Source organism: Phycisphaeraceae bacterium (genome assembly GCA_020639155.1).
In the GTDB taxonomy this organism is placed as follows: Bacteria; Planctomycetota; Phycisphaerae; order Phycisphaerales; family UBA1924; genus JACKHF01.
In genome coordinates this window covers 962,392-979,119 of record JACKHF010000001.1, presented here as the reverse complement: position 1 = coordinate 979,119, position 16,728 = coordinate 962,392, and the positions used below count along the sequence as shown (strand labels likewise).

Genomic DNA, 16,728 nt, shown 5'->3' with positions numbered 1-16,728 from the left:
TAGCGGTCGGCCGAATATCTCAGCTCTCGTCCGGCTGACTTCGCTCTTCCAGCAGGCGTTTGAGTGCGGTGATGTTCTCTGTTACAAACCCCAGCGCGACATTCCTGCGGTGGTGCGCCTTTGCGGGATACGCCGGGGCACCAACCCACGTTTCGCCCGCGGGGATATCCGTGATGACGCCAGCTCTTCCGGAAATGGATACGCCATCGCCGATGGTCACATTGTCCTTGATTGATGCACCGCCACCGATTGTGACGTTGCTACCGATTCTGACAGATCCAGCTATCCCCGTTTGCCCGCAAATGATACACCCCTTGCCAATGACCACGTTGTGAGCGATCTGCACAAGGTTGTCGATCTTCGTGCCATCGCCGATGATAGTGGATCCGAACTTTGCACGATCAATGCATGTTCCCGCGCCGATATCGACATAGCTTCCGATGACAACGTTCCCAATGTGCGGAACCTTGACAAGCGCGCCGCGAGCCTTGTCAAAGTGGTAGCCAAATCCATCGGAGCCGACAACAACATGTGCCTGAATGTCACAGTGATCTCCGATGGTACAGCCGGATTCGACAACGACGCCCGGGTGCAACATGGTGTGCGCACCGATATAGACATCCGCACCAATCACGCACCGGGCACCGATGGATGCACTCGAATCAACTGTTGCGCTCGGATGTACACAGGCATCCGGAGCGATGCCTGACGCGACAGCCCTGCTCTCGTGTGCTGTCAGCACCTGGATCACCGCAAGATCCGCATCAGGAACGATCAGAACAGGCTTTGCACACGCGTGCCCGTTGAGCGCGCCATCGCTCACAATGAACGCGCTCGCTTGTGAGATCGCACACTGATCTGCAAACTTCGACGAGCGCAGGAACGACACGTCGCCGGATTGTGCATCCACAAGCCCGGCAATACCCGTGATCACGACATCCTCGGGGCCGTCGAGTGTTGCGTGCAACAACTCGGCCAGCCTCGCGGTTGTCATGGGAAATCGACTCTTCGTTGATTCGCTGGTCAACGTGTGGATCTCCAGCGTGCGATCAGTTGCCAGCGTGGAAAGCATTGTTCATCGCTGTGATGACGCGCTGGGTGATATCAACCGAGTTCTTCGCATAGATGATCTGGCGTGATGTGATCGCGAGGAATGTCTCAGCGGCAGTTCGCGTTCCCCAGCGATCCTCATTATCGAGCTCGTAGTATGTGCGATCATCAAGCATAATAATGTCGTATCCCTCGGCGGCTGCAATCTTCTCGATCTCGACACAAGCCTTCGCATACATCCTTCGGTACATCGCGCCTCGATCTCGGGACTTCAGGCTCTTGAGCACTGTGTCAAGGCTCTGCAGCTTGCCACCGTACTCTGCAATGCGTCGCTGTGTCTCGATCCATTCAACCGACCACGGTGTCTGGAGTTTCACTTCTTCCTCGGCAGCGCGATACGCATCTGCAGCCTTTGCCTGCTCTGTGACCCAGCGCTCCAGTTTCGCGTCGAGTGCTTTTTCGCTTGCCTCTGCCTCATCAAGTGACTCAAACAGGACACTGATATTGACAAGGGCGACCGATGTCGGCGGGGCAAATGTTCTGCGCGATGCGTTCGACTCGCGCGTCATGAACCACATGCCCGCAGCCAGTGCAACAGCGAGCCAAGGAAGGGCGATCCGCATGGATCGGCGCGGTGTGTCAATCGATGATGACGTGGATTTCATTCGTGTAAGCCTCCACATAAGGGTGCGATTCGCACCATCGGGGTTGTTCTGCGTGTGTGATGGGAAACAGTCTGTCCCGCCAGCGTGCCAAGCGTATGCACCGCAGGCGTGACCGCATCATTGATGCGCTGCAACCGACGTTTGGGCTGAAAAACAATGATTTTATAGAAACTGGTTCAGCGGGATGTGGAGAGCCCGAGCTGCTTTTCAAGATTTGCTTTGCGCTCCAACTGGCGGTTGAGATCACGTTCAAGCCTTCGTTTCTGAGCCTCTGTTTCGGCCTGCTGAGCCTTTGTCTGTTTCTGATCGCCGAGAGCGGTATTGCACAACTCGATTTTCCTCTCAAGAAGCTGGATCGATTTGTCAACTGCTCTGTATTCAGCCTCTCTCGCCTGTCGCTGATCGCGGTATCTGCTCCCATCAATAGCACCGCTCTCACCTCCAGCCATCAGACCTAGATTGATCTGGGCCACGTCGTTTGCCGTATCCGCATCCGCAAGTCGCTGGGTCGTGGGCTGACTGACTGGATTCGAGTTGAGCGGATCAAGATCGGGCGCATATTCCTGCGGCACAACGGGCTCAGTCTGTTCGGCGCTGGTGAGTCTTGCAAGCCGCAATGCCCATCCGAGTTCAAAGATTGGATCTAGTATTTCTGTAGCCTGATTCAGATCTGTGTAAGACCCGAGTGTCAGGCTTGTTTCTATCGACTTGCCATCGCGAATCACTTCAACATCGCATGATTCGCCGGGCAGGTGCGAGCAGATAACAGCCTGCACATCTTCGCGCGTTGTCACAGCAACGTTTGCTAACTTGACAAACGTATCGCCAGCACGAAGCACGCGCTCGGAATCAAACCCGCCAATCGTTCTTGAAACAGCAGGGCGCCCATTCACTGGCATGAACTGGATTCCCATGGCAGCACGCGGCGAGATCCTGAACTCGTGTTTGAGCAGCACATGCGCACGATTGCGGGACTCCACGTTTCCCCGAACCTCGCGCAGATGTTCAATGAGCATGGCGCGTGCAACGGCACACTGGCGCCGCTGCTCCTCGGTGCCAAAGGGGCGAAGTATGCTCGACAGTTCTGTCTGCGCATCGTCGCGGATAATCCACTTTGGATTTCCCAACTCCCTGCACAAGTGCGCAATGAGTTCGTTGGTGACAGCTTGTTCCGCATGGTCTGCATCCGGATCGCCCGGGCGCTTCCCGTCGCTGCTCGCATTCTGCTGGAACTGATTGTTCGTTTGGGCTGTGCTGCGGTGCGATACATCCCGATCGGTTGCATTGACCTGCGCGATGGCTGTTGACGTCCAAAGCCCCGCACACATTACAAGCACAACCGTGCTGGTTGCTCTGCTGAGACCGACAGCTCGAAGAGAGGATGTGATGGGCGAGGCGGACATGACTGACAGGATTCTACACGATACCGCATCGGCACGAGACACTGATACCCGGCAGGATACACGTTCGGCATCCGTAGCACGGCTTGATGAGATGGTAACGAGTGAGACCGGGGTCTTGTTCCCGAAAGAAGGATCCGAAGCAGCGCCGCAAATGCGTGTCAGCACAGGGCTTTGCAGCCAGAGGTGCAATCTTGCAAAAAGGCCGGGATCGCTGATTCAGCGACCGCGAGGCCTGGCTGGGTACACCAAACCTGCGGGCACGCCATGGGCCCACAACTTTGACATAGATCACACGACGCAGGAGGCAACCCACCGCGTGATCCCCAGTCGTGGCGCGGTTTCCCGCGCTACTGGTCCCTCTCTCTCTTCCTGCCGCCAGTGTACCCGAGGTTCGCTTCGGCGCGAAGACCCATTCTGTCTACAGCCCGCGTTTTTGCAAGTTTCTGGTTTGTCAGAGGTTACACGGACGCAAAGGTCCAAAAAGAACGTGTGTTGCCACGCACGGATGTGTTTTCCACATGATGTGAAAAACAGCGCGCTCAATCAGTTTCGTGTGTTTCCACGTGCAGGATTTGGAGACGCAGATCAATGACGGAAACTGCTGGGTTCGTGTACTTCCTTCCCACGCCACGCTACTCGATGTTCTGCACCATCTCCTTGATGCGATCGATCGCGCCCTTGATCTCGACAACCGCGTGGGCGAGCGCAGCATCGGGCGACTTTGACCCAATCGTGTTCGCTTCGCGAAGCATCTCCTGGCTGAGGAAGTCGAGCGTTCTGCCCACCGGCTTTGCGCCGTTGTCTTTCAGGAGGGTTTCGAAATGGTCAAGATGCGTTGACAGGCGCGATATCTCCTCGTTGATGTCAACACGCTCTGCATAGCTTGCGACCTCTCGCACGATGTCAGCGGGTTCAGCGCCCTTCACGCCAGCACGTTCCAGCAGCTTCTCGATGCGTGCCATCAGGCGCGTTTCAAACTCAAGTGTCGCGTTGGGGGCGCTGGCTTTGATGGTTTCAAGATTTGTGCGGACCACGTTGATCTGGGACAGCAGTTCGTTCGCCATTGCACTGCCCTCGCGGGCGCGCATCTCGATCATTGCATCAATCGCCTTCTCAAGGGCCTGCTTCGAAGCATCGCGCAGCGCGTCGGGTATGACACCCTCGGCGTCCGGTGGCACAAGTACGCCCGGCAAACGAAGCATCCCGCTCATGTCCATCGATGTTTGCCCCATCGTGTTGTCGGGATACTGCCTCATCACAGTGTGCAAATGATCGATGTATCGCTTCAGCGCGGCTTCATTGACCATGTGCGCAGCATCCGCTGCAAGTGCGCTGCACATTGCTCGCACAGTCAGCGTGCCACGACTGATACGTGCGCGGATTACCTGCTCAAGCTCGGGTTCTGCGCTTGCAAGGTCCTCGGGCAATCTCAGGTTAATCTTCAAAAACTTGGAGTTGACCGAGCGAATCTCGATCGTGACGTGCGCGCCCTCGTTGTCCACGCTGGCTGCGCCGAACCCGGTCATCGACTGGATCATAAGCGCAGGTCTCCGCCACCAGTTGACCCGCCAGCGGGCGGCTCGGTCGGGGTATTTGACGGAGGAACTGCAGGATCAGGCTGCGGCTGTGTTGGAGGGAGAGTTGCCGGAAGTGTCGTGGGGTCTGTCGCTGGATCTGTCGTTGGTGTGTTGGGGTCGTTGGTTGGTGCTTCGGGATTCCCTGTAGGTGTTGATGTTGGCTGCTCGCCCTGCTGCTCCGTAGGCTGCTGTTCAGGTGGTTGTTCCGCTGGGTTGCCAGCGTTCTCGCTAGGTGTGTTTGGATCAGTGGATCCGGTGGTATCTTCTGTTGTAGGTGGTTGTCCAAGATCGAGATCAAGCGGTGCGCTGTTCTCAGGATTTGTTGGGTCTTGCGCTGTCTGCTGCGTTTGCGGCGTGTCATCCGCCATACCGATATTCAGCACGCCTGCGAATGTCAGGAACAACGCAAACATGATGACAGTGGCCCATGTGAGCGCATCGCCGGTTTTTGCACCAAACGCGGTCTGCCCGGATCCGCCGCCGCCGCCGAACGCACCTGAAAGACCGCCCCCGGACGGGCGCTGGATGAGCACCGTCATAATGAGCAGCAGGCAGATGGCTACCAGCAGGGCGATAAGCCCGCCAACCATCCAGGTTGGGAAAACAGCCAGACTCAGCGCAGTACATTGCGTCACGATAGACATGGAATCAACATCTCCCAGAGCCACGTGCGGCTCGGCTTTGCGGTCAGGATGACACGGTGGAACGCAAAGTTTAGGCTTTGGGGGTTGGAAGTTCGCGATTTCAACGCGGGATCCGCTTCAGGTTAACCTGAATGAAAAGCCGTATCGCGCTGCCTGCCGGTTCCTTGTGCAGGAAACACACAAAGAGCGGATAGATTGTCGGATAAAGTGGAAGATCTGTTTGTGCCTTCCACTGTTTTTTCACACCCCCATTACTGTGGCTTTGTCGTTGCTTCACCATGTCTGAAAGAGCCCAAAAACCCTCTAGTGTGGTCGATTTCAACGAAGTTATTGCCATTTTTCCACATTGTGAACAAATGTCTTTATATTTTTTCCACAACTTATTCACTTGATGACAAAACTCCGTGGAATCGTTCTGTCCCAGCTGTCTTTGCCTCTTGTTGTCATTCTTGGGGCCTATTGAGAAGTGGATGGAATACCGGGATCGGGCGAATCGCTCACTTCGGGTATGATGGTATCTGCACTGTACGACCGAGAACAAAGTGGTTTGTGTTTCGACCGGCTTGCCCGTTGCGCAAGCCGATGCATGAAGAATACTGCCAGTCAATGAAGGGGTGCTCAATGGGCACGTGGAAACATCTCTGGTGGGTTCGTGTGTGTGCAGGAGTTATTGCATGCTGTGGGGGAGCCTCGCCCGTTGCTGCTCAGGTCAGTCATGCATCGGCGTGGGCCGTGTGGTACCAGCACCTGCAGAACATACCGAATGTGAAGGAGGGCTCGAATCAGCCTGAAGTTCAACCTTCCCAACCCGAGCAGCCAATCCCTACCAGCCCCGTTCCTGACAACCCAACCGATGCTCAGCCTGAACAGCAATCCCCTAGCGCACAACTCGAAGTAACTATAGCGCCAAAGCCTGCGCTGCCTGATGGCTACCCCGATCTTGAGGGTGTGTACGAGCGCATGCTCAAGGCTGCTGAAACACATCCCGAGATATGCAGATACGTCGATCTGACAGAGCGTCTGGGCACCCCTGCAACACACGAGGGGCGTCATCTCTTTGCTGTGAAGATTTCTGACAACCCATCCGTGAGCGAGAACGAGCCAGCTGTCCTGATCGTTGCGAACCATCACGCGCGCGAGCTTCCCGCTGTGATGAGCGCGCTCGAAGCGATCGATCAGCTTACAAGCTTTTACAACGCTGATCCTTCGATTACAAACATTGTCAACAATCATGAGATATGGATTGCGCCGATGTGGAATCCGGATGGGTATCACTACGCATGCACAGAGGATCGGATGTGGCGAAAGAATCGGCGCGACAACGGCGACGGCACATTCGGCGTTGATTTGAATCGCAACTATCCGTTCGGCTGGGGTGAGGCGTGCGCAGGTTCGAATCGCGCCAAGTCCGAGACGTATGTTGGTCCAAGCGCAGCAAGCGAACCCGAAACGCAAACCATGCTCGCGTTCGCAGAAGCTGAGTGCTTTGCAAAGGTTGCGGACCTGCACGCGTTCGCTGGTGAGGTGCGGTTCGGGTATGGATGCTGGGCGTTCCCGTTGAAGGATTTTTATCAGCGGGAGGCGATCAGGCTGAGCGAGAACTCCGGCATGGAGGGACGCCATCGCACGTCGTGTTGTCTCGCAGGAAACATCCATTACCACATGAGCCACAACGGGTCGTACGCGGCACTCTGGGAAATTGGACGATCGTTCAATCCACCATTTCCTGAAGCGGTTGGGAATGCCAAGAGCGTGTTTCCCGGACTGCTGACGATGCTGCATCGTCCGATCTCAATCTCAGGCCGCGTGTACGACGCGGTGACACTCAACCCGATCAACGCGACGATTGCATTGCCGAATGCTGGATACGAGCATGGCGAGACAGCCCGTTCCGGTGGGCAGTACGGCAGATATCACATGGTGCTCCCGCCTGGCGAGCACGTGCTCGACTTTGCTGCTGAAGGGTACGAATCCGCGTCTATCGCGATCAGCGTCACCGAGACCAGTTCTCAGATCTACGACATGGTGCTGTTGCCGGTCACGCAGAGCGCTGGGCAACAGTGAAAAACCAGGCGACTGGTTATCCGAATATCATGTTGAATACTGATGCAAGCCTCTATTGATACGACGACGTGGTTCAATCATGCCAACGAAATGCCAAGGCATGGCTTTAGGCGGGCGAAGGCAGTGACATTCCGAGCTGAGCCGGCGTGGCACGGGATTTTTATTCCTACCTGGCCACAAAGCGATTTCGGAAACGTAGACAACAACGAAGCAACCGGTTCGGTGCTTGTGCCATGGCTGATGCTGGGACTTCATCCATCGGTGGGCGGTTACATTGTGGTGTCGCAGGATGGGATTCGGGGGCAACAGGATGACAAGCTCGTTGTGCTGCAGGTCGATGAAGCGTATCAAGGCATCGCGCGCCAGTTGCACAGGCGTGCGCATCGCAACGCAATCCGCGATGGCACGCTCCTTCTGGTTGATGCGTTCAGGCGGGATCAGGAATGTGACGTACGAAATACCCGACTCGTGTTCTGGTTGTTTGTGTTCTTCGGTGCTCTATGGTGCGTGCTTGGAGCAACAGCATTTACACCATACATTGTTCTGGTACTTGGGTGGTACCCGGCACTGCTTATCCTCACAGTGTTTGCAAAGGCGCGTTCGGTCGGAAGTAGTGATGCGCTGCCCGTGTTATACACATCAGATGGCATCGCACTTTCGAGCGGCGAGACATTCCTCTGGAGCGCGGTGAGATTGTCAGTGGACAATGCAAGGCTTCCGAGAGTTTGTGATGGGAGGCGCGATCGAATTCACGGCACCATGCGGTCGTTTATTGTGCCCATCGCACTGGAGCACCACGGACTTCGCAAACGCCGGACGACTCAGTGGCAGGCAACGCGTATGTGGGTGTTGTGTGGACTCGGAATCTTTGTTGGCGTGCCCAGCGTGCTCGCTGCAGCGTATCTGATTTCGATGAATCCGAGGTTCCAGCACATGCCGTGGCATATTGTCGCGCGCGCACTATTCGTATTTGTGTGCTTTATGCTGGGGCTTGGAACATTGATCCAGGTTTCGGTATGGAGCGAGCGCTGGACGCGTGATGTTTTGCGATGGCAGCGCATGCACGCATCGCGACTTGATCGATCATCGAATGATGAGAAAGCGGTGTGATGTGATTCAGGGTGTGCCAACCGGATGGTTTGAGGCAGGCGAAGACGATCGATCCCAGCTATGGGAACGGCCGATCGTTCGGCTTCCATCTGTCCCCACATGGCGAGGACTGCGAATAACAAGCTGGCATGCAAGGCTTGGTGACGAATCGCGTGAGCTTCGAATACCGTGGTTGATGCTTGCGGTGCGTACAGACATAACAAGTTATCTGGTGCTGTCGAACGAAGGAGTGGTGGCGGTGTGCGATGGCGCGGTCATCGTATGTGAGCTTGAGAAATCGCGATATCGTCATTTGAGCCTGAAACTCCATGCCAGAGCACACATCAACGCTATGCGCAACGGGACATTGAATCTTCTAGATCACCCGGTTGTGCAGCGGCCTCCGCACGGTGGTTTAATTGTGATATCCACAATGGTAGGGTTAGTGGTTGCTGGACTCTGCATCGCTAACCATACATGGTGGAGAGCACTGCTGGTACTCGTTACGTTTAGTGTATTTGGTGCAGCGCTGGAGTTTCTCGATGTGAAAGTTACTCGGCGCAAGCTGCAACAGCCACCCTCACCGTCTCGATACACTTCAAATGGTCTCGTTACACCTGATGGGCGCGTGCTGCCATGGAAGGGGCCGAAAGTTCGGAATCAGGGTCAGTCGAGAGCCGGGTTGATCCCGGTGCTGCAGGATGCGGTTGATACGGCAGCAACAGCAAAGCGGAAACAACACGACAAAGCATTTCTCTATCTGATATCTCTGAGCTTCTCAATCTGCGCCGGTATTCTGTATGGCGCGCTATATGGCTTGGAGTTGCGATATCCGAGTGAGTATGTTGCGCCCCCAGAGCTTACCGACGAGTTGATGCCGATAGCGCTTGGAGGCAGTGTTCTGACTTCTTCTCTGTTCACCGCATACTTCCATCATCAACGGTGGTCTCGAAACTTCAGGCGCTGGTGGCGCAGACGGCGCAGTGCAAAGCAGGCTGAAGCAGTTCGTCGGTGAGAAGACAACCGATCGCGCACGAAAAAGCCCAGGGATCACATCCCCGGGCTTTGGTGCTACACATCAGATGCGTGTGTCTGCGTTACTTCGCTTCGCCTTCGGGCGATGTCGCGGGCACGTAGGGCACCGGCACCTCGATGATCTTCACCTCAACAGGCTGGGCCTGTTGCTGAGGCTGATCACCAAAGAAGAAGTACGGGAGACTGCCGCCGCCGGACTGGTTGTAGACGTACTCGGCGTTCTTGACCTGCTCAATGCGGGTCTTTGTCTCGTGCAGGTGAGCGCTGGTGTACGAATCGAGATTCTTGCCGTGCTTGTCGAGCATTGCTGCCACGCGATCGTGGATGTTGGACAGTTCGACCATCGCAAGATTGGAGACGGGCTTGCCAGCAGAGCCGGGCATGCCGTTCGGGCCCGTGAGATCAATCAGACGATCGGTCAGCTCGCGCTGCAGGTTGCGGCGGAGCGATGAGATCATCGGATTGCGATCGGAGACCTTTGACCGTGGTGACTGGTCAAGTTCTGACCAGACCTCGCCACTGACAGTTGAGAACAACTCGGGAACAGTCAGCGCGTCCTGATCGCTCGGCGTGAAGAACTCATTGTCGTACACGCGACGGATCGTGGTTGGGTTCATAAGCTGTGTCAGTGTAGACGCCTGAACGGCTGCAACACGATCGTGGATCGGCCACGCAGAGTCCTGCAACGCGCTGTTGTCGTCCCACCACTTCTCAACGGTCATGTGCTGGAGCAGATCCGGTGTGATCGCATACGCGTCATCGCGGAATGTGTGCTCCATGACAAACTTGAGTGCTGCGCGCTGGATGTCGGGATCGACAACAGTGATCGGTGTGCGACCGCCATTGTCACCCTTCTTGTCGCGATTCACGAATGCACCGCCAACCCAGCTTGCCATCAGGCTCGACGCGCGTGCCTGCATGTTCAGCGTGATCTGATAGCCGCGACGTGCGCGTGTCCACGGCTCGCCATCCTTCACAAAGTCAGACAGCAGCTTCTCACGCATGAGTTCGGCGTGCTTGATCTGCGATCTGGCAAAGTCGAGCGGATCTGCTGTGAAGTCGTATCGACGAGCAAGCGGATCCGGACCGGATGTATCCTCGTCGGTTGCGAACTGCAGCTCAGGCTCATTCGAGCGCTTGAGCAGTTCTTCGAGCGATTTCTCATCCGATGTGTAGCCGTATTCGATTGCCCACATGTCGTACGGGCCGATGTCGATCATGGCATAATCGCCCTGGATCGCGGTGTCATCAACATTGAAGTTTGTCGGCAGATAGTCCATGACAGATGCTGCCATCGCCTTCTTGCCCTTGACAGCATCGGAGTTGATCTCATCGAGCGAGTAGAGCGCCGATGCCTTGAAGTTGTGGCGCAGACCGAGTGTGTGTCCGACTTCGTGTGCGATAAGATCGGCGAGCAGTGGGCCGAGGAAGTCTTCCGGCATGCCGTCGATCTTCTCGACTTCGCCTTCCTTGTCATCGTTGATCAGTCCGAGCTCTTCGGTCATGCGAGCGATCGACATATCAAAGGCTTTGCCAACTGCTGCCTGGCAGAACCCTGATGGTGTTGAACCACGATCAAGCACGCCGCCGTTGAGCTTTGCCGAAAGCTCCGTGTCAATAGCTGTTGCAATTGCGTGACCGCCATAAGGTAACACGCCACGACGCGCACGCTCCGCAAGCATCAGCTCCTGCTGATCTGTCGAAGCCATACGGTAACGCGGATCCCACTGTGGGTTCTTGTCGAGCCACGTTAATGTCTCGGGCGAGAACCCTTCCATCATGATCTTCGGCATGATGTCTGAGAACTCAAACTCCCATGCGCGCACCCAGCCGTCAGAGACGACCACGTCAGCATCAAGAATCTCACCGGTGTATGGGTTGGCGCGCGACGGACCAATCGCAAGACCGGTCTCGTTCGTTACCCAGCGCACAAAGTTGTACCGACGATCTTCCGGATCGATGTCCATGTACGCGCCGGTCAGCTTGTCCTGCTGGCGAACCTCGATCGCGTTGAGGATACCCACATTCTCGAATGCCTTGTTCCAGTACTCAAGACCCTCGCGCACAAACCGGCGATAGCGCACCGGCACTGTGTGGTCGATGTAGTACACGATGGGTTCCTTCGGTGGCGACATCTTCAGGTTCTTGTCGCGCTTCTCAAGATTCCAGCGGTTGATGTAGCGCACGTGCAGCTTCTGTGAGTCGAGCTCGCCAAGGTCGCGATAGTCTGTTGTGAAGAACCCCACGCGCGAGTCAGCAACGCGCGGCTTGTATCCCGGTGTGCCCTTGAGCAGGCTCAGCGAGTAATGGAATGTCTTGAAGAGTCCGCCCTGCACGGGGAGCGTGACAGCAATCTCGGTGTTCTCCGGGAAGCTCTTTGCCTTGGAGACCGTTGCAAGACGCGAGTTCGCGCCGCCAGCAGAGCCGCCGAAGAATGTTGTGATGCGACCAACGAGCAACTCATCAAGGTCGATCACCGGCTGCCCGTTCGGACCCATGCACTCGATCGGCACATCGAGAATGACGCGATCGGTGTAGATCAGATCGACCGCGTCCTGGCTCTCGGTGTCGCCACTGGTGCGCGTTGCAAAGTTCGGCTGAATCAGTGCGAGACGCTTGTCAAAGCGTTTCCACTGCACAACAAAGTCGGCGCCCTGCAGTCCGGCAAACTCCTCGCCCGCCGCGACAGTCATCGCAAAGAAGTGTTTCTGGCCGGACCATCCGCGCGGGAGTTCTGCCAGCATCTGCCCGTCCTTTTCGCGCACCCACACGGTGTAGAACGAGTTGTCGTCGCGCGTCGAGATCACCTTCTCGAAGTCCTTCGCGACATCCTTAAAGTCGGGGAAATCCTTCTTCGGCTGAGCGAGCGCGGGCACAGCGAGCCCGGCAAGCGCGATCAGCGAAACCATCCGGTGTGTGTACTTCATATCTTCATGGTCTCCTGCACGAAAAGTCGAACGGCCACATCCTACAGCCTCTTCAATGTCGGGGAAAAAAGCCCGAACATCTCCCAATCCAGGTCCCTCGTTGGCCGGGGATGTGCTCAGCCCGAGGGGATGCGCTTGAGTGATCCGGTCCACACGATGGGCCGGTATTGCACATACTGCTTCGGTTCGATGGGTGTTCCATCACCAGTCTCAGTCTACCACAGAATGTAGGCGCATGGGTGATTCGCCGTTTACCGCTGATCACGCAGGATCTGAAGGATCGGGTGCGATGGCTAGGCCGGGCAGATTCAGCCGATTTCAAGGGCTGTTCGCATGCTGCCAGCGTAGATCTATCAACTGATTGCAGGCTCCCTGCGCCTTCGAAGACTCCATGAGCAGGTGCAGAATGAGATCAAAGCAACTGGGGACGGTGAAGGAACAACGTGGATTGTCGAGCTCAGTTCAATCGGAGTCAGAGGTGCGCTTGCAAAGCCAAGGTTGTACCCCGATCCAAGATACGCAGCCATCTGCGATGTCAGCGTGTGCAATAAAACATCGCGTTCAGTAAAATCTGACGTTGTCCATGTACACGTGAGTATGTGTATCGGATTGTCGGTCAATGCATGGTAAAACAGGGGGAATGGTGATGGCGTGTTCCACTGGATTGCGTTGACAGCCAAAGACGAACCCGACGTACTCTGGGAAGCGCCCCAGCTCTCGTCCTGCATCATCCCGTAATCGACAAAGGTAAACGCTCCGTCGCTGGCAGTGAGATCGAAGTAGCTCAGGGCGAGCGCATACCCCGCGCTGCGCTCGACGTGCAATCGAAGAGTAACAACTGGTTCAGATGGAGTAACAGCACCACCACTTCCATACTTGATATCTGCAACATATGTTCCAGTGCCGATCGGCTGTGCAGCAACAGTTGAAATGCAAAGAGCAGTTGGAAAGAGTGCTATGAGTACATTGCGCATGGTCCAGCTTTTGCTTGCAGCTGAACAGAGATCGAGAGAGCAGTTGCTGCATTGCATTATGGAAGAAGATGTGTGTCGAGCAAATGCCATGCGAGTTTGGGTTCCGCGCAGGTTCATGGCTCTTCCTCCCGTTTTTTTTTCTGGCACAATCGCCATACCAGTGTATAGTAATCAATGGACACCCACGTTGCATTGCGGAGGAATAGAGAATGAAGTTAGGTGTTCTACCTAGTGCGGTCGCAGTGCTTCTATCGCAGTCTGCGCTTGCTGATCTGCAATCTCCGGAGATGGGCGGATTCACAGTCGAAGTGATCGGCGGGGACGTCTCAGCACACAATCCTGAAGTCACTGTGCGCATCTCAGCATATTTTCCGCCCAACTACTTTGCTCTCTTTTACACTGACTTTGATCTTCTCAGTTCGGATCCCAATGCGGTATTCTCGAATATCGTATTGCCTGAGCCGATTGGGCCACCCAATCTGTGCAACATATTCGAGCCAGGCACGCCCACGAGCGGAGGCGTGATTGGTGCGAGTCTTTTTCAAATTAATGTGGGTTGCACAGCGAATCCAATGAATCCGATCCCTATCTGGGAAGCGACGTGGTCCACGACAGATTTTACCGCGCGCGATGTTCAACTGATAACCGCAAATACAACATACTTTGCTGTGTATACAACTGTTGGCACAATCAGTGGTCCCGACCTTATCCCACTTGGTCTGTTCCAGCACGGTTCGGCTGTGATCCATGTTGTTCCAGCGCCGGGCGCGTGCGTGCTGGCGCTTGGCAGTGTCGTGTGTGTATCGCGCAGGAGACGATGATCGGTGCGCAATACGAGGCTGACAACATGGTGCGCAGTTACACTGCTCGTCTCGCACACGGTGCTTGCTGATCTGCAGTCTCCGGAGATGGGTGGTTGGCAGATTGAGGTAATCGGGGGAAATGTTTCAGTACAAAACCCCGAAGTGACGGTCCGCATCTCGGCACACTTTCCAAGCAACTTCTTTGCTTTCGGGTACGCGAATTTCGACCTTGTTAGTTTGGATCCGGATGGGATTTTCTCGAATATTGAACTCCCATCACCCCTTGCGTCAGGAGTATGCAATCAATTTGTGCCTGGTATGCCTGTTGGCGGGGGAGTCATTGGTGCCAGTGTTTTTCAAATCAACGCCCTTGGTTGTACAGCGAACTGGATGAATCCGATTCCAATTTGGGAAGCAACATGGTCTACGACAGACTTTACAGCCCGCGATATTGTGCTTTCAACTGGTAATACACCGTGGTTTATCGTCTATGACAATGTAGGGACACTCAGTGGTCCTGATCTTGTCACGCTTGGTCTGTTCCAGCACGGTTCGGCTGTGATCCATGTTGTTCCAGCGCCGGGTCTAAGTCTGTGTGCGATTGGTGGTATTGTGTGTGCATCGCGCAGGAGACGATGACCAGTGCGCAGAACGAGGCTGACAACATATTGCGCAGTTGCATTGCTCGCATCGCAGTCAGCGTTTGCAGATCTGCAATCTCCGGAGATGGGCGGATTCACAGTCGAAGTGATCGGCGGGGACGTCTCAGCACACAATCCTGAAGTCACTGTGCGCATCTCGGCGTACTTTCCAACCAACTACTTTGCGTTTGGATGGTCGCAATATGGGTTGAGCAGTTCAGATCCCGATGGAGTACTTTCAAACATCGAGTTGCCCTCTCCAATGGGGCCGCCCGGGATATGTAGTTCGTTCTGGCCCGGCACACTTGCCAACGGGGGCTTTACAGGTGCATCTACGTTTCAGATAAATATTGGCTGCACTGCAAACCCAATGAATGCGATCCCAATCTGGCAGGCAACGTGGTCGACAAATGATTTCACCTCGCGCGATGTTGTGCTTTCCACTACTGATACGCCGTGGTTTATCGTCTACGATAATGTTGGCACTATTGGCGGCCCTGATCTTGTCACGCTTGGTCTGTTCCAGCACGGATCGGCTGTGATCCACGTTGTTCCAGCGCCGGGCGCAAGTCTGTGTGCGATTGGTGGCTTTGTTCTCGTGTCGCGCAGGAGACGATGAGCTCTCTACGCGGCCCGCTTTTTCAAATGACGCTCAACCAGCTTCAGTTCGGTTTCGCTTGGCTGCATGCGCGTGCGGATCTCGTCAAACTCGCGCTCACACGCGATGAATGCTTCGACGATCTTCGGATCGAACTGCTTGCCCGATTCAGCATAGATCATGTCGCGCGTCTGCTCGTGCGAGCACGCGGGTTTGTACACACGCTTTGATGTGAGCGCGTCGTAGAAATCGGCGAGCGCAATGATCCGCGCGGGCAGCGCAATCTCGTCAGCTTTCAGTTGCATGGGATACCCATCGCCGTCCCAGCGCTCGTGGTGCTGGAGCGCGATCTGGACGGACATATCGATCAGCGGGTCGGGCCCCATCTTCTGTCGCACCGCGATGAGTGTGTCTGCGCCGATGTTGGTGTGCAGTTGCATCTGCTCGCGCTCTTCCTGCGTGAGTTTGCCAGGCTTAAGCAACACAGAATCCGGCACGCCGACCTTGCCAATGTCGTGCAATGAGGATGCGAGCTTGAGCTGCTCGATCCACGTTGTTGTGATCTCGGTGTTGTCCTTGCTCAGGTGTTGTGCGATGAGCTCGACATATGCGCTGATACGTTCGAGGTGGGCTCCGGTATCTGAATCGCGATAGTCGGCGAGCTTCGCAAGCCCGAGAATCAGTGCGTGTCTGGACGCGAGCGCTTCACCAACACGCTGCTTTACCTGCTTCTCAAGGATGCGCCCGATCTGGCTCACACTCGCATGGTGCATGCGGGCAATAACAGAAAGCCCGATCGACATCACAGCGAGAAGCACGAAGCCAGCAATCTGAATAGTTCGTTCGATGGAACTCGTGAGCGGCTGCCACGCGATGTGCGTGTGCGCAGTCATGAAACTCGACACCTGCTTGCCGAGAAAATAGAAGAGTGACCCGGAGAACGCGATGATCAGTATCACCTGCAACGCAAGCACAGCAACAATGAATGACTGTCTCGACTGGGCGAGACTCTCAATCACGCGCTTCGATCGCTTGCGGGGCACAGACATACACTTCGTGCATCGGCAGAACGCGCCGTGGTATGCAAACAACACATTGTATTGCAGAGCAAACAAGTGTCTGCGCCATCGGCGTTTATCGCACAGGAGGTGCGCTCGATACAGACGGATACGCACATACGCTGTATGCGGCGATTGTATCGATTGTGCAGGTTCTTCGGGCAGCTTACAGGACCACCGTGCTGGATTAAATACAGGTT

14 protein-coding genes are annotated in these 16,728 nt (G+C 55.6%); 6 read left to right on the top strand and 8 right to left on the bottom strand.

Annotated elements, in window-relative coordinates; genetic code table 11:
- Window positions 1–19: 19 nt before the first annotated feature.
- The 5 genes from H6815_04240 to secG form a co-directional block, all read right to left on the bottom strand.
- Window positions 20–1,072 carry a UDP-3-O-(3-hydroxymyristoyl)glucosamine N-acyltransferase gene (locus H6815_04240; protein ID MCB9859641.1) on the bottom strand — a complete coding sequence of 351 codons (1,053 nt, stop codon included), beginning with the start codon at window positions 1,070–1,072 and terminating at the stop codon, window positions 20–22.
- On the bottom strand, window positions 1,050–1,715 hold the full coding sequence (locus H6815_04235) for an OmpH family outer membrane protein (protein ID MCB9859640.1): 666 nt from the start codon (window positions 1,713–1,715) through the stop codon (window positions 1,050–1,052). Before H6815_04235 ends, H6815_04240 begins: the two co-directional genes overlap by 23 nt.
- Window positions 1,716–1,891: 176 nt before the next feature.
- Window positions 1,892–3,118, bottom strand: coding sequence for a hypothetical protein (locus H6815_04230; GenBank protein ID MCB9859639.1), 1,227 nt, complete (start codon window positions 3,116–3,118; stop codon window positions 1,892–1,894).
- 632 nt (window positions 3,119–3,750) lie between these two features.
- Window positions 3,751–4,656, bottom strand: a complete 906-nt coding sequence (locus H6815_04225) for a YicC family protein (protein ID MCB9859638.1) — start codon at window positions 4,654–4,656, stop codon at window positions 3,751–3,753.
- Complete coding sequence (secG, locus tag H6815_04220; protein ID MCB9859637.1) at window positions 4,653–5,330, bottom strand: preprotein translocase subunit SecG; 678 nt, start codon at window positions 5,328–5,330, stop codon at window positions 4,653–4,655. Before secG ends, H6815_04225 begins: the two co-directional genes overlap by 4 nt.
- 630 nt (window positions 5,331–5,960) lie before the next feature.
- On the opposite strand from secG, the gene H6815_04215 reads away from it, so the two are divergent.
- The 3 genes from H6815_04215 to H6815_04205 are packed head-to-tail and all read left to right on the top strand — an operon-like array spanning window position 5,961 to window position 9,507.
- Window positions 5,961–7,403: a hypothetical protein gene (locus H6815_04215; GenBank protein ID MCB9859636.1), complete on the top strand. Its 1,443-nt coding sequence runs from the start codon at window positions 5,961–5,963 to the stop codon at window positions 7,401–7,403.
- Between the two features lie 42 nt (window positions 7,404–7,445).
- Window positions 7,446–8,513, top strand: coding sequence for a hypothetical protein (locus tag H6815_04210; GenBank protein ID MCB9859635.1), 1,068 nt, complete (start codon window positions 7,446–7,448; stop codon window positions 8,511–8,513).
- Entirely contained in the window at window positions 8,497–9,507 is a 1,011-nt protein-coding gene (locus H6815_04205; protein ID MCB9859634.1) for a hypothetical protein, read from the top strand. The genes H6815_04210 and H6815_04205 overlap by 17 nt, the downstream gene beginning before the upstream one ends.
- An 82-nt stretch (window positions 9,508–9,589) precedes the next feature.
- On the opposite strand, the gene H6815_04200 is transcribed toward H6815_04205, so the two are convergent.
- Window positions 9,590–12,454: a zinc-dependent metalloprotease gene (locus H6815_04200; GenBank protein ID MCB9859633.1), complete on the bottom strand. Its 2,865-nt coding sequence runs from the start codon at window positions 12,452–12,454 to the stop codon at window positions 9,590–9,592.
- A gap of 353 nt (window positions 12,455–12,807) precedes the next feature.
- Window positions 12,808–13,428: a hypothetical protein gene (locus H6815_04195; GenBank protein MCB9859632.1), complete on the bottom strand. Its 621-nt coding sequence runs from the start codon at window positions 13,426–13,428 to the stop codon at window positions 12,808–12,810.
- Window positions 13,429–13,637: 209 nt separating this feature from the next.
- Here H6815_04195 and H6815_04190 point away from each other — a divergent pair, with 209 nt between their 5' ends.
- Genes H6815_04190 through H6815_04180 form a run of 3 tightly spaced genes read left to right on the top strand, consistent with a single transcriptional unit; the run spans window position 13,638 to window position 15,491 of the window.
- Window positions 13,638–14,249, top strand: a complete 612-nt coding sequence (locus tag H6815_04190) for a hypothetical protein (protein MCB9859631.1) — start codon at window positions 13,638–13,640, stop codon at window positions 14,247–14,249.
- A gap of 3 nt (window positions 14,250–14,252) precedes the next feature.
- Window positions 14,253–14,870, top strand: a complete 618-nt coding sequence (locus H6815_04185) for a hypothetical protein (protein MCB9859630.1) — start codon at window positions 14,253–14,255, stop codon at window positions 14,868–14,870.
- A 3-nt stretch (window positions 14,871–14,873) separates the two neighbouring features.
- On the top strand, window positions 14,874–15,491 hold the full coding sequence (locus tag H6815_04180; GenBank protein ID MCB9859629.1) for a hypothetical protein: 618 nt from the start codon (window positions 14,874–14,876) through the stop codon (window positions 15,489–15,491).
- Between the two features lie 5 nt (window positions 15,492–15,496).
- Here the strand turns inward: H6815_04180 and H6815_04175 are convergent, their stop codons facing one another.
- The gene (locus H6815_04175) at window positions 15,497–16,519 is read right to left on the bottom strand and encodes an HD domain-containing protein (GenBank protein MCB9859628.1); all 1,023 of its coding nucleotides are present in this window, start codon (window positions 16,517–16,519) and stop codon (window positions 15,497–15,499) included.
- Between the last annotated feature and the right edge of the window lie 209 nt (window positions 16,520–16,728).

Bases quoted from the DNA above. Each gene is read 5' to 3' on its own strand.
- H6815_04210 (MCB9859635.1), top strand. From the start codon at position 7,446: ATGCAAGCCTCTATTGATACGACGACGTGGTTCAATCATGCCAACGAA.
- H6815_04200 (MCB9859633.1), bottom strand. From the start codon at position 12,454: ATGAAGTACACACACCGGATGGTTTCGCTGATCGCGCTTGCCGGGCTC.
- H6815_04195 (MCB9859632.1), bottom strand. From the start codon at position 13,428: ATGCGCAATGTACTCATAGCACTCTTTCCAACTGCTCTTTGCATTTCA.
- H6815_04190 (MCB9859631.1), top strand. From the start codon at position 13,638: ATGAAGTTAGGTGTTCTACCTAGTGCGGTCGCAGTGCTTCTATCGCAG.
- H6815_04175 (MCB9859628.1), bottom strand. From the start codon at position 16,519: ATGTCTGTGCCCCGCAAGCGATCGAAGCGCGTGATTGAGAGTCTCGCC.
- H6815_04230 (MCB9859639.1), bottom strand. From the start codon at position 3,118: ATGTCCGCCTCGCCCATCACATCCTCTCTTCGAGCTGTCGGTCTCAGC.
- H6815_04225 (MCB9859638.1), bottom strand. From the start codon at position 4,656: ATGATCCAGTCGATGACCGGGTTCGGCGCAGCCAGCGTGGACAACGAG.
- H6815_04240 (MCB9859641.1), bottom strand. From the start codon at position 1,072: ATGCTTTCCACGCTGGCAACTGATCGCACGCTGGAGATCCACACGTTG.
- H6815_04205 (MCB9859634.1), top strand. From the start codon at position 8,497: ATGAGAAAGCGGTGTGATGTGATTCAGGGTGTGCCAACCGGATGGTTT.
- H6815_04235 (MCB9859640.1), bottom strand. From the start codon at position 1,715: ATGAAATCCACGTCATCATCGATTGACACACCGCGCCGATCCATGCGG.
- H6815_04215 (MCB9859636.1), top strand. From the start codon at position 5,961: ATGGGCACGTGGAAACATCTCTGGTGGGTTCGTGTGTGTGCAGGAGTT.